The organism is Rummeliibacillus suwonensis (assembly GCF_007896435.1).
GTDB classification, from domain to species: domain Bacteria; phylum Bacillota; class Bacilli; order Bacillales_A; family Planococcaceae; genus Rummeliibacillus; species Rummeliibacillus suwonensis.
The window spans coordinates 203,662-228,415 of record NZ_VCBL01000002.1 but is presented as its reverse complement, the minus strand read 5'-3'; the positions used below and the strand labels follow the sequence as shown (position 1 = coordinate 228,415).

Here is a 24,754-nt window from a genome sequence, read left to right as displayed (position 1 = left end):
TTTATTTCACCTCATGATTTTTATTATAAAGATGGCTGATTTTAATTGCAAAATCATCTTGAAAAGTGAGTATTTGTTTTTTACAATTTTATGCAGGACATAAAAGGGACAGGCACGAATACTATATATTGGATGTTAAAATAAGGAGTAGTGGTTCTGTGAAAAAATATTAATCGTCGATGATCAACAAGGAATTCGATTATTACTGAATGAAATTTTCAAAAACGAAGGTTATGAGACATTTTTAGCTTCTAATGGGATAGAAGCAGTTCAATATGTAGATAATAATGTGATAGATTGTGCTTTACTTGATATGAAAATTCCTGGCATGAATGGTCTAGAAATTTTAAAACATATCAAAAGTTTGTTCAAAGAATTACCGGTTGTTATGATGACGGGAAATGGGGATACGGACTTGATCCATCAGGCAAAAGAGCTGGGTGCGAACCACTTTTTTACAAAGCCATTTGATATTTTTGAAGTAAAGGACACGATCAACAAATTAATACAAGAATAAGTATAGACGGTAGTCAATGCTTATTCTTTTTGTTATTATGATAGTGTCATTATTCAAATTTATACCATGCTACATCCTAAAGGAGGATTTACTGATGGCTTTGGTTACAATGAAAGAAATGTTAATTACTGCAAAAGAAAATGGTTATGCTGTTGGTCAATTCAACATTAATAACCTTGAATGGACACAAGCGATCCTACAAGCAGCAGAGGAAGAAAAGTCACCTGTCATTTTAGGCGTTTCTGAAGGGGCAGGCAAATACATGGGCGGCTTTGTTGCTGTTGTTAATATGGTTAAAGGTCTTATGGAAAGTTACAAAACAACTGTTCCAGTAGCAATTCACTTAGATCATGGTTCAAGTTTTGATAAATGTAAAGAAGCAGTAGACGCAGGCTTTACATCTGTGATGATCGATGCTTCTCATTACCCATTTGAAGAAAATGTTGAAATCACTTCAAAAGTGGTGGAATATGCACATGCACATGGTGTTTCTGTTGAAGCAGAATTAGGAACAGTTGGTGGCAATGAAGACGGCGTGATCGGTGGAATTATGTATGCGGATCCAGAGGAATGTCGTAAGTTGGTTGAAGCGACTTCTATTGATTGTTTAGCACCAGCACTTGGCTCAGTTCATGGTCCTTACCAAGGCGAACCAAATCTTGGTTTTAAAGAAATGGAAGAAATATCAAAATTAGCGGGTCTTCCATTAGTATTACACGGTGGTACAGGTATTCCTACAAAAGATATTCAACATGCTATCTCTTTAGGAACTGCGAAGATCAATGTGAATACAGAAAACCAAATCGCGGCTACAAAAGTGATTCGCGAAATTTTGGACAAGGATAAAAAGGTTTATGATCCACGTAAATTCTTGGGACCAGCACGTGAAGCGATTAAAGCAACGGTCATTGGTAAAATACGCGAATTCGGTAGCTCTCAAAAAGCTTAAGCATATATTTTTAGTAGAGAGAATTGGGAGAAGACATCGATGGAAAATCGAATCTTCTCCATTTTTCCATCATTCAGGAGGAATACAAATTGAAATTTTTTATTGATACAGCCAATTTTGAAGAAATTAAAGAAGCCTATTCTTGGGGAATTATCTCTGGTGTTACGACCAACCCATCATTAGTAGCGAAAGAAAAAAACGTTTCATTTCACGATCGTTTAAAAGAAATCGCTGAATTAGTTGATGGTTCAGTAAGCGGAGAAGTTATTTCATTAGATGCTGAAGGTATGATCAAAGAAGGTCATGAATTAGCTAAAATCGCTCCTAATATTACGGTTAAACTACCAATGACACCAGATGGATTGACAGCATGTTCTGCTCTTTCAAAGGAGGGCATCCAAACCAATGTCACATTAATCTTTAGTGCAAACCAAGCATTATTGGCAGCACGTGCTGGTGCAACTTATGTTTCTCCATTCTTAGGTCGCTTAGATGATATTGGTCAAGATGGTACAGAATTAGTACGTGAAATCGCTGAAATTTTCGCTATTCATGAAATTCCAACTCAAATTATTGCAGCTTCCATTCGTCATCCACAACATATCACAGATGCAGCCCTTGCAGGCGCGCATATTGCTACTACACCATTTAAAGTCTTAAAACAATTATTTAATCATCCTTTGACTGCCAAAGGAATTGAAGGCTTCATGAAAGATTGGGCAAATAAAGATAAATAATATAAGGAGATTTACATGGACGTATATAAAATTGCAGGAGAAAAACATCTAAAAGGTACCATTAAAGTAAGCGGTGCTAAAAATAGTGCGGTTGCTTTAATCCCGGCATCTATTTTGGCTAATTCTCCTGTAACGATTGAAGGATTACCAGAAATCTTAGATGTTTGGACATTAAAGGCCTTGCTTGAGGAAATTGGTGGAAAAGTTGAATTTAAAGATGGGCATATGGTAGTCGATCCTCGTCTAATGATAGATATGCCCTTACCAAATGGCAATGTAAAAAAATTACGTGCCTCCTATTATTTAATGGGTGCCATGTTAGGACGTTTCAAAAAAGCGGTGATTGGTTTGCCAGGAGGATGTCATTTAGGACCTCGCCCCATCGACCAACATATTAAGGGATTTGAAGCATTAGGTGCACAGGTAACGAATGAGCATGGTGCTATCTATTTGCGTGCTGAAGAATTGCATGGCGCGAAGATTTATTTAGATGTGAGCAGCGTAGGAGCAACGATTAATATTATGCTTGCGGCTGTACTGGCTAAGGGGAAAACCGTTATTGAAAATGCTGCCAAAGAGCCAGAAATTATTGATGTTGCCACTTTATTAACGAATATGGGTGCAAAGATAAAAGGTGCAGGTACAAATGTTATTCGAATCGAAGGCGTTGAAGAATTGCATGGTACAAATCATACAATTATACCGGATCGCATAGAAGCTGGAACATATATGATTTTGGCTGCCGCAGTAGGGGATGGTGTCATCATCGATAATGTCATTCCGCTACATTTAGAGGCAGTGACAGCTAAATTGCGTGAAATGGGCGTAAAGATTATTGAAGAAGAAGAACGTATCATCATTCCCAAAACGGAAGCTTTAAAATCAGTCGATATTAAGACGCTTGTTTATCCCGGATTTCCAACAGATTTACAACAACCCTTTACGGTTCTCTTAACACAAGCAAACGGTTCTTCTATTGTTACAGATACTATCTATTCTGCGCGATTCAAGCATATTGATGAAATCAGCAGAATGAATGCAAATGCTAAAGTAGAAGGACGTTCCGCTATTATAACAGGTCCAACCAAGTTAGAGGCTGCAACGGTGACTGCGACAGATTTACGTGCAGGAGCTGCGTTAATTATCGCGGGATTACTTGCAAAAGGTGAAACAGAAATCCATGATATCTATCACATTGAGCGTGGCTACAGCAATATAGTTGATAAATTACAAGCATTAGGTGCAGATATCCGTAGAGAAACGATTGAACCCAACCGCAAAAGCAGTGTGACGAATAGATTAAACTGAAAAAAATCCGCAGATAATGTTCGGTATGCTATAATGGTTTTAGTGTGAAACGATTCCGGTCATAAGGCAGGAAAACGGGAGGAACAGTAAAAAATGAAACGCAGTTTATCAATGGAAGTAGTTCGTGTAACAGAAGCGGCAGCAATCGCCTCAGCAAGATGGATGGGCCGTGGACTCAAAATGGAAGCAGATGACGCCGCAACTACAGCAATGCGTGAAGTATTCGATTCAATTCCAATGAACGCAGTGGTTGTAATTGGTGAGGGAGAAATGGATGAGGCTCCTATGCTTTACATTGGCGAAAAACTTGGATCTGATCCAGAAGGTCCTCAAGTTGACATCGCAGTAGATCCACTAGAAGGTACGAACATCGTTGCGGCAGGAAGTGGCAATGCTTTAACTGTATTAGCCATTGCTGATCGTGGTAACTTACTCCATGCACCTGATATGTATATGGAAAAAATCGCAGTTGGTCCAGAAGCAGCAGGTAAAATCGATATTGATGCACCCGTTATTGACAACTTACGTGCAGTAGCAAAAGCAAAAAATAAAAATATTGAAGATGTCGTGGCTACATTATTGAACCGTGAACGTCATCAACCAATCGTTGATCAAATTCGTGCAGCCGGCGCACGTATTAAATTTATCTCTGATGGTGATGTAGCAGCAGCTATCAATACTGCATTTGATGAAACAGGTGTGGATATTCTATTGGGTACAGGTGGTGCCCCAGAAGGTGTAATTGCAGCTGTTGCATTAAAATGTCTTGGAGGAGAATTCCAAGGTAGACTGGTTCCTTCAAATGATGAAGAAATAGAACGTTGCCACAAGATGGGCATCGAAGTAAATAAAGTTTTAAAAATGGATGATTTAGTTAAAGGCGATGATGCCATCTTTGCAGCTACTGGAGTAACAGATGGAGAATTGTTGAAAGGTGTACAATTTAAAGGTAGTTTTTGTACAACAGAATCTGTCGTAATGCGTGCAAAATCAGGAACTGTTCGTTTTATCGAGGGCAGACATAGTTTGACAAAAAAACCAAAACTATATATACAAGACTAAACTTCCAATCTTTACTTGCCCGGCATATGCCGGGCCTCTTCTTAATGCATATTCCATTCAAAAATTCGCAAAACTCACATATCATAATTTGATTTTTTTTTTAATAATATTATATAAAGAGTGGTGTTACGCCTATGACGACAAAGACTATTTCCCAACTAGAAGATATGAAATTAAAGGACTTGTATGCGCTTGCACGTGAATACAAAATTTCATACTATGGAAAGTTAACGAAAAAAGAATTAATTTTTGCGATATTAAAATCACGTGCTGAAAGTGAAGGCTATTTCTTCATGGAAGGCGTATTAGAAATTATCCAACAAGAGGGTTTCGGCTTCCTACGACCTATTAACTACTCTCCAAGTTCAGAAGATATTTATATTTCGGCATCACAAATTCGCCGTTTTAGTCTTCGAAATGGTGACAAGGTAACGGGCAAAGTGCGCCCACCTAAAGAAAACGAGCGATACTATGGGCTTTTACATGTTGAAGCCGTGAATGGGGAAGATCCTGAGGTAGCAAAAGAACGCGTGCATTTCCCAGCACTTACGCCACTATACCCAGATCGACAAATCAAATTGGAAACAACTCCTACTAAACTATCCACACGTATTATGGATTTAGTTGCACCAGTTGGATTTGGACAACGCGGTTTAATCGTTGCTCCTCCAAAAGCGGGGAAAACGTTATTATTGAAGGAAATTGCCAATGCAATTACAGAAAAATATCCAGAAGCAGAGTTAATTGTTTTATTAATCGATGAACGACCTGAAGAAGTGACAGACATTGAACGTTCTGTTAAAGCGGATGTAGTGAGTTCAACATTTGATGAAGTACCTGAAAATCATGTAAAAGTAGCAGAACTTGTTTTAGAAAGAGCAATGCGTCTTGTAGAACATAAAAGAGATGTTATTATTTTAATGGATTCTATTACAAGACTTGCACGTGCATACAATCTAGTCATTCCACCAAGTGGTCGTACATTATCAGGTGGGATTGATCCAGCGGCGTTCCATAGACCCAAACGATTCTTTGGTGCTGCCCGTAATATTGAAGAAGGCGGAAGTCTAACTATTCTAGCAACAGCCCTTATTGATACAGGCTCACGTATGGATGAAGTGATTTATGAAGAATTTAAAGGTACAGGTAATTTAGAGTTACATTTAGATAGAAGTCTAGCAGAACGACGTATTTTCCCAGCCATTGATATTAGACGATCAGGCACACGAAAAGAGGAATTGTTGATTCCAAAAGATCAACTTGATAAATTGTGGGCAATTCGAAAGACATTTTCAGATTCCCCAGACTTCGCAGAACGTTTCCTAAAAAAATTGCGTAATACAAAGACAAATGAAGAATTTTTTGAAACATTGAATACCGATATGAAAGCAGCACGAAATGGTAAAGGCCTGATATAGTTTATATGGATGGAACCGCTGTTTACTGCGTGTTGGTTCCGAATTTTATATTGCACTTTTTTTGATTTCTTGTTATACTACGGATAATGCATTTCATATGCGTTGCATATGCGACAGATTAATTGGGGGTCGTGTAAGGCAACAGTTCTTATAATACTCTGTTCCGGATGGTTCAGGGCGAGAGGAGATACCAAACATGAAACCAGGAATTCACCCAGAATATAAAGAAGCAACAGTAACTTGCTCTTGTGGTAATTCATTTAAAACAGGTTCAGTAAAAGAAAATATCACTGTTGAATTTTGCAGTGAATGTCATCCATTCTATACTGGACGTCAAAAATTCGCGTCTGCTGATGGACGTGTAGATCGTTTCAACAAAAAATACGGTCTTAAATAGTAATGTTAATTTTAAATACCTGCCTAGCATTTCATTGCGAGGCAGGTATTTTTTCTTCTTGCTTCAATCAGTATTTTTGTGTAGTATAAAGCAGTTGCTTATATTAAAATTTATGTAATGAATATATGATGAATTATATAGAAAACCATGGAACAATATTTTCTTTAATGATAGACGTATAGTTGAAAGGAGTCTAGTTGATGTACACAATGACTCAAAATGGTTGGATCGAAGTAATTTGTGGAAGTATGTTTTCAGGAAAATCGGAAGAATTGATTCGACGTGTACGAAGAGCTCAATTTGCTAAACAAAAGATTGCTGTATTTAAACCCAGAATTGATAATCGTTATAGCGAAGAAGCAGTTGTCAGTCATAATGGAGCCACAATCATTGCACACCCTATTGAAAAATCAGGCGAAACGTGGAATTATATTACGGATGATTTTGATGTGATTGCTATTGATGAGGCACAATTTTTTGATGAAGATATTATCGATACAGCTCAAGGCTTAGCAAATCATGGGTATCGCGTCATACTAGCCGGACTCGATCAAGATTTTAAGGGTATTCCATTTGGTCCAATGCCTAAATTAATGGCAATTGCTGAACAGGTAACTAAGTTACAAGCTGTGTGTAGTGTCTGTGGTGCACCCGCTAGCAGAACGCAAAGATTGATCAACGGACAACCTGCCAACGCTGATGATCCTGTTATCTTGGTTGGTGCTGCAGAAGCCTATGAGCCTCGCTGCCGCCATCACCATATCGTACCAACAGGAAAAGTGCATATGGAAAAGTAGAGTGAACCATCATGCAATGAGGGTTTTTTCTATTATGTGTTAGCTGGATCAATGCGGCTTTTACAGGTAGAGAGTAATCGTCTACTTGTCACTTGAGTTTTGAAGTGAAATTCTACAGACCATTAATATGATAGAAAATGAATAAGATAGCGACTGTCTAAGAGTTATTCTACAAAACAATACGAAATCTATTGAGTAAAAATCTGCTTGTTCTAATTTCTAGATAAAAGCAGATTTTTTTGCGAGGAAAGCAAAGCTTTAAAATTCATTTTTGTTCAGGTAGTTCAATGCTTATTTCCTAAAAAAGTAGCGATAGCGACTTTTTTTCATTATACTATTTAAGGAGCGTATAATTGGAAACAGCTCGTTATCATACAGTGAGTACGAACTAATGGACTATATGTACTAGCTATATGAATCCAATCCATTAAAAAGTGTATCGTTTATGCGATTGAGTCAATTAAATAGATGAAATTGATTCGACTAATAAAATAATCAATGTTTATAGAAAGGTTCAGGTGAAAAAAATGTTTGATCGCCTACAAGCTGTTGAAGATCGTTATGAAAGGCTAAATGAACTTCTAAGCGATCCAGATGTGGTATCTGATTCAAAAAAATTAGCAAAATATTCAAAAGAACAGTCTGATATTCAAGAAACGGTAGATGTTTATCGCGAATATAAATCTGCAAAAGAACAGTTAGCAGAAGCTAAAGAAATGTTAGAAGATAAATTGGATACAGAAATGAAAGAAATGGTAAAAGAAGAAGTTAATACTTTAGAAAAACAAATCGAAAATTATGAAGAACGTCTTCGTATTTTATTGATTCCAAAAGATCCGAATGATAACAAAAACGTCATTATGGAAATCCGTGGTGCTGCTGGTGGAGATGAAGCAGCGTTATTTGCAAACACACTGTTCCGCATGTATAGCAAATATGCTGAAGCACAAGGTTGGAAAATCGACATTATGAATGCGAATCCAACAGAACTTGGTGGATACAAAGAAATCATCTTTATGATCAATGGTCAGGGTGCCTATTCTAAATTCAAATATGAAAGTGGTGCACATCGGGTACAACGTGTACCAGAAACAGAATCACAAGGTCGTGTCCATACATCTACAGCTACTGTTGTAGTTATGCCAGAGGCGGAAGAAGTAGAATTGGATCTTCAAGAAAAGGACATCCGAGTAGATATTTACCACTCATCAGGTGCAGGTGGCCAACATGTCAATAAAACCGCATCTGCTGTTCGTATGACACATATTCCAACAGGTATCGTTGTTGCTATGCAGGATGAGCGTTCTCAACTGAAAAACCGCGAAAAAGCGATAAAAGTACTTCGTGCACGTGTATATGATAAGCTGCAACAAGATGCACAAAGTGAAATTGATGCAGAGCGTAAATCAGCTGTTGGTACAGGGGATCGTTCGGAACGTATCCGCACCTACAACTATCCTCAAAACCGTGTAACAGATCACCGTATTGGTTTAACCATTCAAAAACTCGACCAAATTATCGAAGGTAAATTAGATGAAATCATTGATGCATTGATTTTAGAAGAACAAGCCAAAAAATTGGATGCACTGAATGACACAGCAATTTAAGTTTATTTATGAGGTCCTGAATAGGGCTTCTTCTTTTTTACGAGATAATGGTCGAGAAGAAATTGCCGCAAGACTTCTTTTACAACATGTATTAAAAAAATCATACACAGACTTATTAGTTAGTCTGCAAGACGAGATCGCGGAAGCTGATTGTCAAGTTTTCTGGAAAATGGTTGAATCCCATGCAAAGGGAATGCCCATTCAATATATTCTTGGGGAAGAAGAGTTTTACGGACGAACTTTTAGGGTCGATGAATCTGTTCTCATCCCAAGACCAGAAACAGAAGAACTGGTCTTAGAAGCAACTAAACGCATCAAACGTATTTTTGGAGAGCAGCCAGTCATTCAACTAGCGGATATAGGAACTGGTAGTGGTGCCATTGCTATTACGATGAAAAAAGAAATCCCATCTTTACTTGTAACAGCAACAGATATCTCACAAAATGCTTTAAAAGTAGCTAAAAAGAATGCCAAACTGTTGAATGCCGAAATTCATTTTGAGAAGGGCGATTTGACAGCACCGATCGAGCAACAAAAATGGCAAGTTATATTATCCAATCCACCATATATTGCATACGACGAAGCAAAAGAAATGTCTGAAGTTGTACTGGATCATGAACCACATACTGCACTTTTTGCAGATGACGAAGGACTAGCATTTTATAAAAGACTCGCAAAGAATCTACCAAATTTGATGGCGAAGCCTAGTTTTATAGGGGTTGAAATTGGCTATACGCAAGGACCAGCTGTGGCGAATTTATTTAAAGAAAGTTTTCCACAAGCAAAAGTTGATATACTGCAAGATATAAATAGAAAAAATCGCATGGTTTTTTGTGAACTAGGTGAATAATTAGTAATCTCGTTGTCCATGATAGAGTCATGGAGGGGATATAAGATGATAGAAGATTACTATATGATAAAACAACCACAAACATGGACATATGAAACTATTAAACAACCAAAACGACCATCACAAGCAACGATTTTTTTGCGATTTATCACAGCGCTTTTATTGATACAGTTAATCCTTATTGTGATTCAGGGATTTTTAACAGAGCAATATAGTGTGGAATTAGAACAACCAAGATTTCGTATTATTGCGAATAGCAATTCTGCAGAAGACCAACAGTATAAACATCAGCTAGTCAAAGAAATTAAACCCATCTTAGATCATGCAGTACAAAATTCATCGACAGATCTGAATCTATCAGCAATTGAAAAGGAAATCAAAAATAAATTAGCGACCGAAATGGAAAATGAAAATATTCAAATCACAACTGGAGCTGCATTATTTCCACCAAAACGTGATGAGGAAAAATTGTATGCTCAAGATAAGTATCAAGCAATCGTTGTGAAGATTGGTGCAGGCAAAGGAGATAATTGGTGGTGTGGTTTATTTCCTAAAGTTTGTTATCATGATGAAGAAGAAAAGAAAGAAGAGAAGAAAGAAGAAAAGGCAGAGGAAAAGCCAAAATTTTTTATCATTGAATGGTTGAAAGACTTATTTAAAGATTAAAGATAAAGATTAGAGTTACCCACAATATTTGGTAAATTGTCCACAATTCAAGCAATGTTATCAACAAATTGTGCATAACTTTCTGAAAACTCTTCTATAATGGGGGGAAACGATATGGAAACACAACGTCTAATTGTGGATAATCATGTGGATTCCGAAAAAAGTTATTCACAAGCTGTGGATTTGTTAAATGCGGGAGAATTAGTAGCATTTCCAACAGAAACGGTTTATGGTCTTGGAGCCGTAGCAACAAATGACACAGCCGTCAAAAAAATCTATATAGCAAAAGGGAGACCGTCTGATAATCCATTAATCGTACATATTGGTACTGTCGATGAAATTGGAAAATATGTAATTGATATTTCAGATAAAGCAAGAAAATGTATGGATGCATTTTGGCCGGGCCCCTTAACAATGATTTTCAAGGTAAAACCCAATGTACTTGCAAAAAGTGTGACCGCCGGGCTTGATACTGTTGGAATCCGTATGCCTAGTCATCCTGTTGCATTAAAATTACTGCAAAAATTAGGGAAGCCAGTTGCTGCTCCAAGCGCCAATCGTAGTGGAAAGCCAAGTCCCACAGAGGGCATTCATGTTGAACAAGATTTAGCAGGAAAAATCCCGATGATTTTAGATGGTGGAGCTACGGGAGTTGGAGTGGAATCTACGGTCATCGATCTAACATTAGAAACTCCTGTTATTTTACGACCAGGTGCTATTACAAAAGAAATGCTTGAAAAAATAATCGGACCTGTCAAACAACCAACACATATGGAACAAAAAGAAGGTGCTCCGCGTGCGCCAGGTATGAAGTATACGCATTATGCACCAAACGCACCTGTTTTCTTGATAGAAAAAGATGAACAGCAAGTTGCAGAGGCTCTTCAAGAATTACATCAAGATGGTCATAAGGTGGCATTATTAGCACCGCAAAGGTTTGAACAATTAGCGCCGGATTGGTTCTTTACTTTGGGGGAAAGTCAGGACGATATGGCAGCCAATCTTTTTCATGCGTTACGTGCGTGTGATTTAACGACCGCAGATATCGTTTTAGCAACAGTTACCACAACACAGGGAGTCGGCGCAGCTATTATGAACCGCCTTGAAAAATCCGCAGGTGGAAAATGGTATGCGAAAGACTTTCAAAAGTAAAAAAGGTTTAAACAATAGAAGGGAACTTTCTGTAGCCTAATAGCTTAATATAAAAGTAGCTGGACAAGTTATTTCTCATGACCGGCTACTTTTTAGTGGATAGTAATTTGAAGTATTAAAGAAAAATCATTAAAAAATTCCCATAGATTTCTTAATTCTTCAATCTACTCATTATAATAGTATGATAGTAATTCCCATCAGATAGAAGTTTGTCCTTTTTTAATATTCCTTCTACTTCAAAACCGTATTTTTGATACAGCATAATGGCTTTATCATTTGTTTCAAGAACATTTAAAATCATTTTTTTTATGCCAGTTGAATCTGCCCATCGAATGGATTCTTTTAATAAGTTACTGCCCATTCCGTATCCCCAGTATTCCTTTAATATGCAGACTCCAAATTCCGCTTTATGTGAAGTCCTTTTCAAATTGTTTCCTTCACATCTTGAAAATCCTACAATCTTTTTATGGGCTTCCACAACTAAGAATAGATTATGAGGACTTTCTGTATCATCTCTTATCATTTTTTTAAAGCCGATTTTATCTATGTACGCTTCCCCTTTTTCTCTATCTAAATTTTCTGTTTCGCCATCTATTTGTAATCTTATAATAGACAGATCTTGAGCATCCTGTTCATTTGCCGATCTTACAATATAATTTAGATGGTGAAGATGAAATTCTTTTGATTGGATTTTCATGATCATTTCCTCCTATGATTCATTCCACGATATGTATATAAAATCTTATTCGCTTTTTATTGTTAAAAGCCTTTAATTGAATTTTTAAATGCGTCCATTAAATGATGGAGTCATATTCTGATGATTCTAACCACAAAATTCCAGCATAACGGATAAAGTCCAAAACATAGGATAAAAGAGATTCCTATAGAACGGAGGGGCGTTGTGACTGAAATTGTTGCGGCTATTATCACAGCTATGGATGTGTTGACAATATACTTATTGATACCACACGTGAAATATCGCTTTTGGCTTTCACTCTGGACAGGTGCTCTCCATATGATTTTTCCTTTTATTGGTTTTCATGTTGGCGAATGGCTCATATTATATATATCTAATCTTGCACAGAATATTTCAGGTATATTATTAAGTATGATCGGTGTACAACTATTATTAGCAGTAAAGGAGCAGAAAACTGCCCATATACCCGTTATACTATTAGCAATTACTACCAGTTTAGATACCTTTTCAGTTAGTATATCTTTTGGTATGCTTCAATTAAAGGAATCACTACTTGTTTGTAGCATGGGAGTATTTGCATTTGCATTTTCATATATTGCATTAGCCCTAAATAAAAGGATCCCCATAAAAATAGGAGTATATTTACAGGTAATTGCAGGGATTGTATTACTTTTGATGGGTATTATTTCTCTCGATTTGTAAAAAAAGTGAGTACTATTGCTTCATTTTATTATATAATTGAAAGGTAAGGATGTCCGATGAATATTTATTTTATATGTACTGGAAATACTTGTAGAAGTCCAATGGCAGCAGCTATTTTAAAATCAAGAAATCTGCCGAAAACTGAAGTGAAGTCAGCAGGAATTTACGCTATGGCTGGTAGTCCTATGTCACCAAATGCAAAAAACGTATTAGAAGAGCAGCACATTGATTACGAACATATTTCGCAACCAGTTAGCTTAGAGGATCTACGCTGGGCTCATTTGATTCTAACTATGACAACTGGACACAAGGAATCCCTTTTGCAATTATTTCCACAAGTGGCGGATAAAACTTTCACATTGAAAGAATACGCGATTGAATCTAGTGATTTAGATGTATTAGATCCGTTTGGCAGGGATATATCAGCATATCGTCAAACATTTCAAGAACTTAGCATATTGATGGATGAACTTGAAAAGAAATTATTGGAGGAGTAACCATGACAAAAAAAAGTGTTCAACATTCTTTTGGTTTAAAAAAGAAACTTATTCTATTTGTAACTTGTTTGGCAGTCATTACATATAGCGTTAGCTTCTTCTTTATCGAGTATTTGCAACCTTATTTTTTTCCAAATGTTAAAGAAATCGTATTTCAAATCATTACATATACTTTAGGTATCATATGGTCTGGTATTTTAGCTGGAGTTTTTAGTTCTCTATTAGTCAAACCGTTGCAAAAACTGGAAGATGTAGCGATTGAAGCTGCCGAAGGAAAAATTGGCAAGGATATAGAATTACCAAATAGTTCAGATGAAATCCGTTCATTGTCAGAGGCTTTCCAAAAAATGCTTGTCAGTCTTCGCCAAATGGTTTCAAGTATCAATCAAAATTTCCAAACAACCAATAAAACAGTTATCAATTTGTCTGAAGAAACGGGACAAGCATCTAAGCAAACAGAGTCAATTGCTGAAACGATCTCTAATATTTCAGAAGGGGCTTCAAACTCAGCACGGGCTATTCAAGAAACAGCAGAAGCTTTAGAAGATGTTCGATTATTGGCAGAAAAAGTAAATCAACATGCAATAACGTCATCTAGTCAATCTACACAGATGATGAGTGAATTAAAACATACGACAGGTGCTATCAATCAATTAGTTGATGGGATTAAAAAAATTGCATCTGGCAATCAACTGGCGCTTCAAGATATACATCAGCTTGAACAAAATGCATTGAAAATAGAACAAATTATCCAATTAGTAGGAGATATTGCTGAACAAACAAATCTTTTAGCATTAAATGCTTCCATCGAAGCAGCAAGAGCAGGAGAACATGGTAAAGGATTTTCTGTCGTAGCGGAAGAAGTACGTAAACTTGCAGATGAAAGTGCAGAAGCTGTAAAAGGAATTACAGAGTTAATTCAAACGATTCAATTAGATGTTCAGACAGTCGTTGGTAAAATGACAGAACAAGTTGATTTTGCGAAAGGTGAAGTAGCACGTATTTCGGAAACAACTTCTGCAGTGGATGGAATGACCTCAACGGTTAGTGAAATGGCAGATTCTATTGTGGAAATTTCTGAATTTGTTAGCAAGCAGTTGCATAATATCGAAAAAACTGCACATCAATCTCAGGAAGTAGCTGCTATTGCAGAACAAACCTCTGCAGGCGCAATAGAAGTACAAAGTGCAACTGATGACCAAGTAAGATCCATTGAGCAAATTGACGAGTTATCTCAAATTTTAAAGAAACAATCCGAAGAATTATATCAAGTGATTCAACAATTCGAACGTTAATGTAAAAAAACATATTTCCAGTGACAAGCGTTTAACCAAAAAAGAAGTTTATTCCAAAATAGTATGCTAGAGGTGTTCCCTAGCATACTATTTTTTGATCTCAGACGAGTTGATCAGGAAAAAATCAGGATCTATATTTACTTCAATTCTAAAAAGCCCTGTATTTTTAGCTTCATTTACAGAGATTGAAATGTAGTCTTACAAAATCTCTTCAATCGTCAAATTACGAATTTATAACAATAAAATGACTTATATATTCGTAATTTCACGACAATATATCATATAATTTAGATTCAATCATAAAATTATTCGTATTTTATCAAACTAACCCTCGCATTTGAACGAAAAATATGTCATTATACATATAGAAGTGGTAAACTGATGATGAATAGAACAATTGAAAAGAGGGAACTCATTGAAAGTTGCAATTTCATCAGATCATGGTGGCAATCATTTAAGAAAAGAAATCATAGCTTTACTGGAAGAACTAGGGATCAGTTATGAAGACTTTGGACCAAAAACATCTGATTCAGTCGATTACCCAGATTATGCTTTACCAGTTGCTAATGGCGTAGCTAGTGGCAAGTTTGATCGTGGTATTTTAATCTGTGGAACGGGTATTGGGATGTCTATAACAGCCAACAAGGTAAAGGGTGTTCGTTGCGCATTAGTCCATGATGTATTCAGTGCAAAAGCAACACGTTGCCATAATGATTCTAACGTGTTGGCGATGGGTGAAAGAGTCATTGGTCCAGGACTTGCACGTGAAATCGTTCAAACTTGGTTATCAACAGATTTTGAAGGTGGACGCCATGAACGTCGTATCAACAAAATCAAGGCTTTAGAAGAACAAGAATAACTGACAGGATTCGAGGTCTTAAACGATGAACTTACAGCAAATAGAAGAACAGCTAAAAACATTGCTTTCTGAATTTGAACAACAGGTTACCTTTCGTAAAGGGCAAATATTTGTCATAGGTTGCTCGACTTCTGAAGTAAAAGGTAAAAAAATTGGAACTGCAGGTGGTTTAGAAATTGCTGAAGTTTTGTATAAACCATTCGAAGCGTTTGCTGAAAAACATCAACTTTATTTAGCGTTTCAAGGCTGCGAACATATAAATCGAGCCTTAACTATAGAAAGAGCTGTAGCTGAACAATATGGATTAGAGCCAGTCTCTGTCGTACCTGTTCAAAAAGCTGGTGGCTCAATGTCTACGTATGCGTATAGGCAATTTCAAGACCCAGTTGTGGTTGAAGAGATAGAAGCGCATGCAGGCATTGATATTGGTCAAACATTAATCGGTATGCATTTAAAGAAAGTGGCAATTCCTGTTCGCACTTCTATCTCACATATTGGAGATGCAGTTGTGACAGTTGCAAAAACTCGCCCTAAATTGATTGGTGGCGAGAGAGCAGTATATAACAAAGAGTAGAAATTAGGAGGAATAGATGTAATGGAAAATCTTGCAGCACAAGAACAATCAACTATTGCGTCACAAGACAAAGCAGTATTTGAAGCAATTGAAAAAGAATTTGCTCGTCAACAAGCGAATATTGAGTTAATCGCTTCCGAAAACATTGTTTCTAAAGCAGTATTAGAAGCACAAGGTTCCGTATTAACGAACAAATATGCTGAAGGCTATCCAGGTAAACGTTATTATGGTGGTTGTGAGTACGTAGATATTGTGGAAAATATTGCTCGTGATCGCTTAAAAGAAATCTTTGGTGCTGAGTATGCCAACGTACAACCACATTCAGGTGCACAAGCTAACATGGCGGTGTATTTTACAATTCTACAACCTGGTGATACAGTTTTAGGGATGAATTTATCTCATGGTGGCCATTTAACTCATGGGAGCCCCGTTAACTTCTCAGGTATTCAATATAACTTTGTAGAATACGGTGTTACAAAAGATACAAACTTAATCGATTATGAAGATGTCCGCCAAAAAGCTCTAGAACATAAACCAAAACTCATTGTAGCAGGTGCATCTGCATATCCACGTATCATTGACTTTGCTAAATTCCGTGAAATAGCTGATGAAGTTGGAGCTTATTTCATGGTTGATATGGCCCATATTGCTGGTCTTGTTGCTGCAGGTTTACATCCAAATCCTGTACAATATGCAGACTTTGTAACATCAACTACACACAAAACGCTACGTGGCCCTCGTGGTGGATTAATCCTTGCCAAAGAAGAATGGGGCAAGAAAATCGATAAATCCATCTTCCCAGGTATTCAAGGTGGTCCGTTAATGCATGTCATCGCAGGTAAAGCTGTAGCGTTCGGTGAAGCACAACAACCTGAATTTAAAGAATACATTGAACAAGTAGTCAAAAATGCAAAAGTATTTGGGGAAGCATTGCAAGCAGAAGGCGTCAAACTTGTATCAGGTGGTACAGATAACCACTTATTACTATTAGATGTACGTTCTCTAGGTCTAACAGGTAAAGTTGCAGAAAAATTACTTGATGATGTGAACATTACAGCCAACAAAAATACCATCCCATACGATCCGGAAAGTCCATTTGTCACTTCTGGTATTCGTGTTGGTACACCAGCTGTAACATCCCGAGGCTTTAAAGAAGAAGATATGAAAGAAGTTGCGTCTATTATAGCTGCAGTATTAAAAAATCCTGAAGATGAAGCAGTAAAACAAGATGCTATTAAACGTGTAAAAGCCTTAACAGATAATCACCCAATTTATTCAAAATAATAAATAAACGAAAATGACTACTTTTGCTATAATGCAAAAGTAGTTTTTTTGATTATCTATTTAGTATAATAGTTATATCAATGGTGTTCGTTATTTTGACAACGGGGAGGAAAATCTTGTGAATATGCATTCACCTCAATTATCCGATGAATTAATGGATTGGCTTCAAAACTTTAATGATGAACAGAAACATGGAGTTATTGGGGGAGTGGTGGTGTTTGATGCAGAAAGTAATGATTACCCAATAGTATTTGCAAATAGTAGCTTTATCAGATTAGCTGGATACAATGAACAAGAAGTAATAGGGGCGTCTTTATTTTCGTATCAAATGCCATCAGAAAATCAGGCAAAACTGCAAGAAATACAGGGAAAAATTTCTAAAACAAACCATCCATTTATGACGAAAATGTATATCATAACAAAGGAAAATAACATTGTACAATGCGAAGTAACATTTCGTCCGTTGCAATTTGATGGAAACGCAAAAACATTATACATGGCTACTTTTTATAATATAACAGAACAGACCAAAAATGAGATGTTATATGATATTTATCGAAGAACTATGCAAAGTTATAATCAGGATAAAGACCCTAGAATAATATTATCAGATATTTGTAAAACAATAGAGCAGCAATATACACCTAGCGATATTGCTTGTAGTCTCATACTTTATGACGAAGATGATACGGCACAAAAGATTTTATCAGAAAAGTTTTCGCAAAAAATAATTGATGCATGGAATAAAATTGAAATGTCTACATGTATCAGTTATTTAAAAAAAGCATTGAGAAAAAATTCTACATATACCATAGAAAATGTTTTAACGGAACCATACAGCTATTTATTAAATGATGATCGCACTCATTATGATAAAGCTATTTTAATAGCCATCCATGATGAACAAAAATTAATGGGTACATTTATGATTGCATATTCACAAAATTTAGTATTAGAAAAAATGGATGTATCATTTTTCCAACAATTATTTGTGGTTATTAAAGCTGTGGATAAATATAATAGGCAACAAAAGAAGACATGGAGATATATTTATAGAGATCCTAATACTGGATTGTATAGCTTGGAGTATTTTAAAAGAAAGATACAAGAAAAAATCTCAGAATGTCCAAAAGGTTATATTAGTATAATATCCCCTAAAGAATATGATGATATTGTGAATATATATGGTCGAAAAGCAGGATATGCATTATTGACACAGATAGCGAATAGAATGGCATCGTTAAAGGCAAATGAGAATGATATAATCGCATCTTTTGTGACAAATGCATTGATCATCTATACTTCAGAATCAAGTGAACGATTTAATTGCTATAAAAAGATAAAATCTCTTGTAGAAAGCCCATACATAATAGAAAACTCTGAAATTTATATCACCATAAGTGTAGGAGTGTGTCCAATAGACGATGATCATTCTTTAGAAGAGTGCATCAGACATGCTGATCAGGCATTTTCAAAATCGATGGAAAAACCGGGCGATCACATTCAACTTTTTAATGATGAAGAAAATGACAGAATATATCGACAACGAAAAATATATAACCAAATCATTTATGGATTGAAAGAAAAAGAGTTCAGGGCATATTTACAGCCAAAACTTTCTCTTCAAACAAAGAAGATTATTGGTTTTGAAGCTTTAGCCCGTTGGCAGATCCATGATGGGAATATGATTTATCCAGATGAGTTTATTCCAGTTGCTGAACATACAGGAAAGATTATTGAAATTGAGGATATGATTTTAGAAGAAGTATTAAAATGGCTATTTAATCGAAAATATTTGAATTTACCTTTATACCAAGTAGCAGTAAATGCATCACCGCAACATTTTTACAAGAAAGACTTTGTTGATAATCTAGTAGCAAAGTTACGTCAATATCAAATTGACCCATGTTATATTAAAATAGAGATTACCGAAAATATAGGTCTAGCTGATTTTAAAAAGGCAAGTACCATTATCAGTTGTTTAAAATTACATGGCTTTGAAACGTCAATGGATGACTTTGGAAAGGGATTCTCTTCCTTGAATTACTTGACTGAATTAGCCTTTGCAGAGATAAAAATCGACAAAAGCTTTATCGATCATATTGATCATCCAAAAACATTCGCTATTATTCGTACGATTGTGCAATTGGCGAATAATCTAAATATAAATACGGTGGCAGAAGGAATCGAATATAAAGAGCAATCAGATATATTAAGTGATATTGGATGTGATGTTGGTCAAGGTTATCATTTTTACAAACCGATGACGATGGATCAAGCAAACCAATTATTAAACGAACTGGGATAATTAAAAAAAGAAAAATCAAAATTACATAAGACCGTTTTTTTTCTGCTATAATAAGCAAGATAAATATAAAGTAGGGAGAGATCTTTTTGGGTAAAGTATTTGTATTTGACCATCCATTAATCCAACACAAACTAACATATATTCGTGATAAAAACACAGGAACAAAAGAATTTCGTGAGCTAGTGGACGAAGTAGCAACACTTATGGCATTTGAAATCACACGTGATATGCCAACTGAAGAAATTGAAATTGAAACACCTATTACCAAAACGAAAACACAAGTTTTATCAGGTAAGAAAATTGCTATTGTACCAATTCTTCGTGCAGGTTTAGGTATGGTAGATGGTGTTTTAAAGCTAATTCCAGCTGCCAAAGTTGCTCATATTGGTTTATATAGAGATCCACAAACTTTAAAACCTATTGAGTATTATGCGAAATTCCCAGCAGATTTAGAAGAACGTGACTTTATCATCGTTGACCCAATGTTAGCAACAGGTGGCTCGGCTATAGAAGCGATTAATTCGCTAAAAAAACGAGGGGCAAAAAATATTAAATTCATGTGTTTAATCGCAGCTCCAGAAGGTGTTAAAGCCATCCAAAAGGAACATCCTGATATCGATATCTACATCGCATCTTTAGATGAAAAATTAAATGATCACGGTTATATTGTGCCAGGTCTTGGTGATGCCGGGGATCGTTTATTCGGAACAAAATAATAGAGGGGGTGCTGAAATGTCTAAAAAGTGGAAAGTTATGACTGTTTTTGGAACTAGACCAGAAGCCATTAAAATGGCACCACTCGTATTAGAGCTAGAAAAGCATCCCGATGAAATCGAAACAATTGTTACAGTAACAGCTCAGCATAGACAAATGTTAGATCAAGTTCTTGAAACCTTTCAAATCACGCCTAATTATGACTTGAATATTATGAAGAATCGTCAGACGCTTCTTGATGTCACGACAAGAGGGCTTGAAGGACTTGATGCTGTTATGAAAGAGGCAAGACCTGATATTGTTCTTGTACATGGTGATACGACGACAACATTTATTGCAAGTTTGGCCGCATTTTACAATCAAATTGTGATTGGACATGTAGAGGCAGGACTACGAACCGGTAATAAGTATTCACCTTATCCAGAAGAAATGAACCGTCAACTAACAGGAGTGATGGCGGATATTCATTTTGCACCTACTGAACAAGCAAAACTCAACCTATTGCGTGAAAATAAGGCAGAAGAAAGTATCATTGTAACAGGTAATACAGCGATCGATGCGTTGAAAACAACGGTTAGTCATCACTATGAGCACCCGGTACTAAAACAAATCGGTCAAGATCGAATGATCCTACTAACAGCACATCGTCGTGAAAACTTAGGGGAACCTATGCGTCATATGTTTAAAGCGATCAGGCGCCTATTAGCGGAGTTTGATAATATTCAGGTTGTGTATCCAGTGCACTTGAATCCAGTTGTTCGTGAAATTGCTAATGAAATACTAGGAGATGAACCTAAAGTCCATCTCATCGAACCTCTTGAAGTATTTGACTTTCACAACTTTGCTTCAAAATCTTATATGATTTTGACAGATTCAGGTGGTATTCAAGAAGAAGCACCTTCACTTGGTAAACCTGTTCTTGTCTTAAGAGACACGACTGAAAGACCAGAAGGCATTGAAGCAGGTACATTGAAATTAGTAGGGACCAATGAGGATACAATTTATCGTGTGGCAAAAGAATTATTGGTAGATCAGCATGAATACCAAAGAATGGCGCAAGCATCCAATCCTTATGGTGATGGACATGCTTCTGCAAGAATTGTAAAAGCATTGCTCGATTACCTATCACAAAATAATAAGTAGGATAGATAAGGCTTCCTATAAAGTAAAATAGTATGCTAGATAGTATTCTAGCATACTATTTTTGGTATACAGAATAATTACTTATAAACACACCTCATGATTTATAGTTCTTTTTTAACAATTTTATATTTTTTGTCGTAAAAGAAAAATTCTGAATTGAAATATTTTGTTCAAAATTTGTCTACAATTTGACAAAATAACATTGCTTGTGAAGTTTTTCACTCTAACCAATTGACATGAAATATTCACTATTGTATGCTTACAAAGGGTAAGAATGATAAGGGTTTCATGGCTCAAAATCATAATGGAAACTCTTTAGATACCAAGTTTCTACTAATTTTGCAGTAAAAATTATTTTCTGTAAAGTTTTAGCGGTTTTTGTACGTCTATTAGATGTCCTTATGAGGCGGTAGTTTATCATTAAAGCTTATCTCTCACCATTTGGATCCGATTCAACTCAAATGTGAGTTTAAACGGCTTCCACCTCTAGTGTAGTTTTACACTACTTATCCGACATCCATTCGGTGGTCAGTTATACTTCCATCATTCGAAGAAAATAAGATTCAGGAGATTAAAGACCAATGCTAGAATTGCATCAAATTTTTGCTAAGCAGAAGAAGGCTGTCTTTTTTTTGCTCGCATTTTTTGCGTTAGGCTGGGGATTTACGGCATATAAAACTGTATTTGCTGGTCTCGCAGTGGGTGTGCTTTTTGGTCACTATAACTTTTGGATTCTCGTCCGAAGAATGGAACGCTTTGATCAGGCATTAAGTGAAGGCAAAAAAGTACCATCTATGGGATCGGGCTTACGCTTTGCATCTGGTGTTGCCTCTGTAGCAGTGGCAATTACTTGGCCAAAGTATTTTCACTTGGTGAGTGTGGTCATTGGGCTAATGATTCCGTACGTTCTGCTTTTAGTAGACAGGATCGTATTTCATGAAAAAAACCAATAAGCACATTTGAAAGTGAGGTGAATGCAAAGTGCAACATGGAAATCCGCATTTTGAGTTATGGGGATTAGGATTTAACCCAGCAAATATTTTAGTATTACTGGTTACCGCTGTAATTGTTTTCTTAATTGCTTTCATTTCTACTAGAAATCTGAAGTTAAAACCAACAGGCATGCAAAACTTTATGGAGTGGATAATGGATTTCGTAAAGAATATTATCAATAGCAATATGGACTGGAAAACTGGTGGAAGGTTCCATGTTTTAGGAATCACACTGATTATGTTCATCTTTGTTGCGAACATGCTGGGTCTTCCTTTCTCAGTACAAGTAAATGGAGAACTTTGGTGGAAATCGCCAACAGCAGATCCTACAATCACAATGACTCTAGCCGTAATGATTCTAGTATTATCAAACTATTATGGAGTTAAACTACGTGGTATGAATCATTATATCGGGTCGTTTACTAAACCAATGTTTTTCTTGTTCCCATTGAAAATCATTGAAGAGTTTGCCAATACATTGACATTGGGTCTACGACTTTACGGTAACATTTATGCAGGTGAAATTCTACTAGGTTTACTTGCAGGTCTAGGTACTGCATGGTCAGGCTGGGGCTTCCTAGCAGCAGCAGTTCCAACTCTAGCATGGCAAGGGTTCTCCGTTTTCATCGGTTCAATCCAAGCATTTATTTTCGTTATGTTAACAATGGTTTACATCTCTCACAAAGTGAGCGAAAACCATTAAGTATAAATTGTTTAGCTCTTTGCTAGACAGCTGACAACCAAAAAATAAGAACTATTTCCAAGGAGGAAAATTTACAATGGGTTTATTAGCAGCAGCAATCGCAGTTGGTTTAGGTGCACTTGGTGCAGGTATTGGTAACGGATTAATCGTTTCAAGAACAGTAGAAGGTATCGCTCGTCAACCAGAAGCTCGTGGCGTTCTTCAAACAACTATGTTCATCGGGGTAGCATTAGTCGAAGCCCTTCCAATCATCGCGGTAGTTATCGCATTTATCGTTATGAATAAATAATCGTCTGTAATTGTTTTATGAGATGGCGAAGAAAATTTCATTAGGAATCCTTCGCCATTCCTTTATGCCTTTATATTTATAAGGCAAAATTCCTTTAGAATTTATATCTAACAAAGATTCCAATCATAAATGATTTGAACTCTAAGCTCTTGAAGGGAGTGAAACAATCGTGTTTTTAGACTATCTATCACTAGGTGAAGCAGCGCACTCTGGTGTGAACTGGGGAGATATCCTAGTTACTTTGATCATTTTCATCGTCCTAATGCTTCTTTTGAAAAAGTTCGCATGGGGTCCTTTGATGGGAATTATGCAACAACGTGAAGAACAAGTTGCTGGTGACTTAGAAACAGCTGAAAAAAGTCGTCAAGAAACGAAGAAATTATTAGAAGAACAACGTAGCCTTCTTAAAGAAGCTCGTGTGGAAGCGCAAGCAATTGTTGAAAACGCTAAGAAACAAGCAGATCTTCAAAAAGAAGAGATTGTTTCAGCAGCTCGTAATGAAGCAGCACGTTTACAAGAATCTGCGAAACGTGACATCGAGACTGAAAAAGAAAAAGCAATTACCGCTCTTCGCGAAGAAGTGGTTTCACTTTCTGTTCTTGCCGCTTCTAAAGTGCTTAACAAAGAAGTCTCAGAAGAAGATAATCGTTCTCTAATTGAAGAAACGATTGCGAAGGCAGGGGAAAATCGATGAGTCAATCGACTGCAGCGAATCGCTATGCTAAAGCATTGTTTCAATTAGCACAAGAAAAAAATCTTTTAAAAGAAGTAACAGAAGATTTGCGTGAAGTGAAAGTCGTTTTTGAAAAAAATCAAGAATTATTCAAATTACTTGATACGCCAAAAATCGATGCTGACAAAAAGAAAGCAATCCTTTCTGAGTTATTCGCTTCCGTACAACCAATTATTATCAATGCTTTAAAACTTTTAATTGATAAAAAACGTATACATGAAGTAGTAAGTGTTATTGATGCATTTATCAATCAAGCAAACAATGCTCAAGGTGTTGCAGATGCAGTCGTATTCTCAACACGTGCACTTACTGAAGAAGAAGCAAACCGCATTTCTACTGTATTTGCTCAAAAAGTAGGAAAAAATGCGCTTCGTATTACTAACGAAATCGATGCATCACTACTTGGTGGAATTCGAGTTCAAATCGGAAACCAAATTTACGATAACTCTGTCGCAACAAAACTTGCTGGCTTAAAACGTGAATTGATCGGTTAATCCAATAATT

The 24,754-nt window shown here is 36.3% G+C and carries 27 protein-coding genes; 26 read left to right on the top strand and 1 reads right to left on the bottom strand.

The window, feature by feature from the left end; translation table 11 throughout:
* Window positions 1-166 precede the first annotated feature (166 nt).
* From FEU33_RS14425 to FEU33_RS14370, 12 genes are all read left to right on the top strand, one after another.
* Entirely contained in the window at window positions 167-517 is a 351-nt protein-coding gene (locus tag FEU33_RS14425) for a response regulator (protein WP_146550181.1), read from the top strand.
* 94 nt (window positions 518-611) lie between these two features.
* A complete protein-coding gene (locus FEU33_RS14420; protein ID WP_146550180.1) occupies window positions 612-1,466 on the top strand; it encodes a class II fructose-bisphosphate aldolase in 855 nt (284 codons plus the stop codon).
* 89 nt (window positions 1,467-1,555) lie between these two features.
* Window positions 1,556-2,203: a fructose-6-phosphate aldolase gene (gene fsa / locus FEU33_RS14415; RefSeq protein WP_146550179.1), complete on the top strand. Its 648-nt coding sequence runs from the start codon at window positions 1,556-1,558 to the stop codon at window positions 2,201-2,203.
* A gap of 15 nt (window positions 2,204-2,218) precedes the next feature.
* The gene (locus tag FEU33_RS14410; protein WP_146550178.1) at window positions 2,219-3,511 is read left to right on the top strand and encodes a UDP-N-acetylglucosamine 1-carboxyvinyltransferase; all 1,293 of its coding nucleotides are present in this window, start codon (window positions 2,219-2,221) and stop codon (window positions 3,509-3,511) included.
* A gap of 93 nt (window positions 3,512-3,604) precedes the next feature.
* Window positions 3,605-4,573 carry a class II fructose-bisphosphatase gene (gene glpX, locus FEU33_RS14405; protein WP_146550177.1) on the top strand — a complete coding sequence of 323 codons (969 nt, stop codon included), beginning with the start codon at window positions 3,605-3,607 and terminating at the stop codon, window positions 4,571-4,573.
* A gap of 134 nt (window positions 4,574-4,707) precedes the next feature.
* Complete coding sequence (rho, locus tag FEU33_RS14400; protein ID WP_146550176.1) at window positions 4,708-5,991, top strand: transcription termination factor Rho; 1,284 nt, start codon at window positions 4,708-4,710, stop codon at window positions 5,989-5,991.
* Between the two features lie 196 nt (window positions 5,992-6,187).
* Complete coding sequence (gene rpmE, locus FEU33_RS14395) at window positions 6,188-6,388, top strand: 50S ribosomal protein L31 (protein WP_119414086.1); 201 nt, start codon at window positions 6,188-6,190, stop codon at window positions 6,386-6,388.
* Window positions 6,389-6,588: 200 nt separating this feature from the next.
* On the top strand, window positions 6,589-7,185 hold the full coding sequence (locus FEU33_RS14390; RefSeq protein ID WP_146550175.1) for a thymidine kinase: 597 nt from the start codon (window positions 6,589-6,591) through the stop codon (window positions 7,183-7,185).
* Window positions 7,186-7,712: 527 nt separating this feature from the next.
* On the top strand, window positions 7,713-8,792 hold the full coding sequence (gene prfA / locus FEU33_RS14385) for a peptide chain release factor 1 (RefSeq protein ID WP_146550174.1): 1,080 nt from the start codon (window positions 7,713-7,715) through the stop codon (window positions 8,790-8,792).
* The gene (gene prmC / locus FEU33_RS14380) at window positions 8,776-9,642 is read left to right on the top strand and encodes a peptide chain release factor N(5)-glutamine methyltransferase (protein ID WP_146550173.1); all 867 of its coding nucleotides are present in this window, start codon (window positions 8,776-8,778) and stop codon (window positions 9,640-9,642) included. Before prfA ends, prmC begins: the two co-directional genes overlap by 17 nt.
* A gap of 45 nt (window positions 9,643-9,687) precedes the next feature.
* The gene (locus tag FEU33_RS14375) at window positions 9,688-10,308 is read left to right on the top strand and encodes a stage II sporulation protein R (protein WP_186731436.1); all 621 of its coding nucleotides are present in this window, start codon (window positions 9,688-9,690) and stop codon (window positions 10,306-10,308) included.
* A gap of 114 nt (window positions 10,309-10,422) precedes the next feature.
* A complete protein-coding gene (locus FEU33_RS14370; protein ID WP_146550171.1) occupies window positions 10,423-11,460 on the top strand; it encodes an L-threonylcarbamoyladenylate synthase in 1,038 nt (345 codons plus the stop codon).
* A gap of 151 nt (window positions 11,461-11,611) precedes the next feature.
* Here the strand turns inward: FEU33_RS14370 and FEU33_RS14365 are convergent, their stop codons facing one another.
* A complete protein-coding gene (locus FEU33_RS14365) occupies window positions 11,612-12,157 on the bottom strand; it encodes a GNAT family N-acetyltransferase (RefSeq protein ID WP_146550170.1) in 546 nt (181 codons plus the stop codon).
* Window positions 12,158-12,361: 204 nt separating this feature from the next.
* Between FEU33_RS14365 and FEU33_RS14360 the strand changes: the two genes are divergently transcribed.
* The 14 genes from FEU33_RS14360 to FEU33_RS14295 all read left to right on the top strand — a co-directional run bounded on the left by FEU33_RS14360 (window position 12,362) and on the right by FEU33_RS14295 (window position 24,744).
* Complete coding sequence (locus tag FEU33_RS14360; RefSeq protein ID WP_146550169.1) at window positions 12,362-12,859, top strand: manganese efflux pump; 498 nt, start codon at window positions 12,362-12,364, stop codon at window positions 12,857-12,859.
* Between the two features lie 56 nt (window positions 12,860-12,915).
* Window positions 12,916-13,356, top strand: coding sequence for a low molecular weight protein arginine phosphatase (locus tag FEU33_RS14355; RefSeq protein WP_146550168.1), 441 nt, complete (start codon window positions 12,916-12,918; stop codon window positions 13,354-13,356).
* A 2-nt stretch (window positions 13,357-13,358) separates the two neighbouring features.
* Window positions 13,359-14,651: a methyl-accepting chemotaxis protein gene (locus FEU33_RS14350; protein ID WP_146550167.1), complete on the top strand. Its 1,293-nt coding sequence runs from the start codon at window positions 13,359-13,361 to the stop codon at window positions 14,649-14,651.
* Window positions 14,652-15,066: 415 nt separating this feature from the next.
* A complete protein-coding gene (gene rpiB, locus FEU33_RS14345; protein ID WP_146550166.1) occupies window positions 15,067-15,510 on the top strand; it encodes a ribose 5-phosphate isomerase B in 444 nt (147 codons plus the stop codon).
* Window positions 15,511-15,535: 25 nt separating this feature from the next.
* Entirely contained in the window at window positions 15,536-16,084 is a 549-nt protein-coding gene (locus tag FEU33_RS14340; RefSeq protein ID WP_146550165.1) for a TIGR01440 family protein, read from the top strand.
* Window positions 16,085-16,105: 21 nt separating this feature from the next.
* Complete coding sequence (glyA, locus tag FEU33_RS14335; RefSeq protein ID WP_146550164.1) at window positions 16,106-17,368, top strand: serine hydroxymethyltransferase; 1,263 nt, start codon at window positions 16,106-16,108, stop codon at window positions 17,366-17,368.
* Window positions 17,369-17,492: 124 nt separating this feature from the next.
* Entirely contained in the window at window positions 17,493-19,676 is a 2,184-nt protein-coding gene (locus FEU33_RS14330; protein ID WP_244951061.1) for an EAL domain-containing protein, read from the top strand.
* Window positions 19,677-19,762: 86 nt separating this feature from the next.
* On the top strand, window positions 19,763-20,392 hold the full coding sequence (upp, locus tag FEU33_RS14325; protein WP_146550162.1) for a uracil phosphoribosyltransferase: 630 nt from the start codon (window positions 19,763-19,765) through the stop codon (window positions 20,390-20,392).
* A 16-nt stretch (window positions 20,393-20,408) separates the two neighbouring features.
* Entirely contained in the window at window positions 20,409-21,533 is a 1,125-nt protein-coding gene (gene wecB / locus FEU33_RS14320) for a non-hydrolyzing UDP-N-acetylglucosamine 2-epimerase (RefSeq protein ID WP_146550161.1), read from the top strand.
* 581 nt (window positions 21,534-22,114) lie between these two features.
* Window positions 22,115-22,486, top strand: a complete 372-nt coding sequence (locus tag FEU33_RS14315) for an ATP synthase subunit I (protein ID WP_146550160.1) — start codon at window positions 22,115-22,117, stop codon at window positions 22,484-22,486.
* 28 nt (window positions 22,487-22,514) lie between these two features.
* The gene (atpB, locus tag FEU33_RS14310) at window positions 22,515-23,228 is read left to right on the top strand and encodes a F0F1 ATP synthase subunit A (RefSeq protein ID WP_146550159.1); all 714 of its coding nucleotides are present in this window, start codon (window positions 22,515-22,517) and stop codon (window positions 23,226-23,228) included.
* Between the two features lie 76 nt (window positions 23,229-23,304).
* Window positions 23,305-23,517: a F0F1 ATP synthase subunit C gene (atpE, locus tag FEU33_RS14305; protein ID WP_066791746.1), complete on the top strand. Its 213-nt coding sequence runs from the start codon at window positions 23,305-23,307 to the stop codon at window positions 23,515-23,517.
* A 169-nt stretch (window positions 23,518-23,686) separates the two neighbouring features.
* Window positions 23,687-24,211 (top strand): F0F1 ATP synthase subunit B, encoded by a 525-nt coding sequence (atpF, locus tag FEU33_RS14300; RefSeq protein WP_146550158.1) that lies wholly within the window; start codon window positions 23,687-23,689, stop codon window positions 24,209-24,211.
* Window positions 24,208-24,744 carry a F0F1 ATP synthase subunit delta gene (locus FEU33_RS14295; RefSeq protein WP_146550157.1) on the top strand — a complete coding sequence of 179 codons (537 nt, stop codon included), beginning with the start codon at window positions 24,208-24,210 and terminating at the stop codon, window positions 24,742-24,744. The genes atpF and FEU33_RS14295 overlap by 4 nt, the downstream gene beginning before the upstream one ends.
* Window positions 24,745-24,754 lie beyond the last annotated feature (10 nt).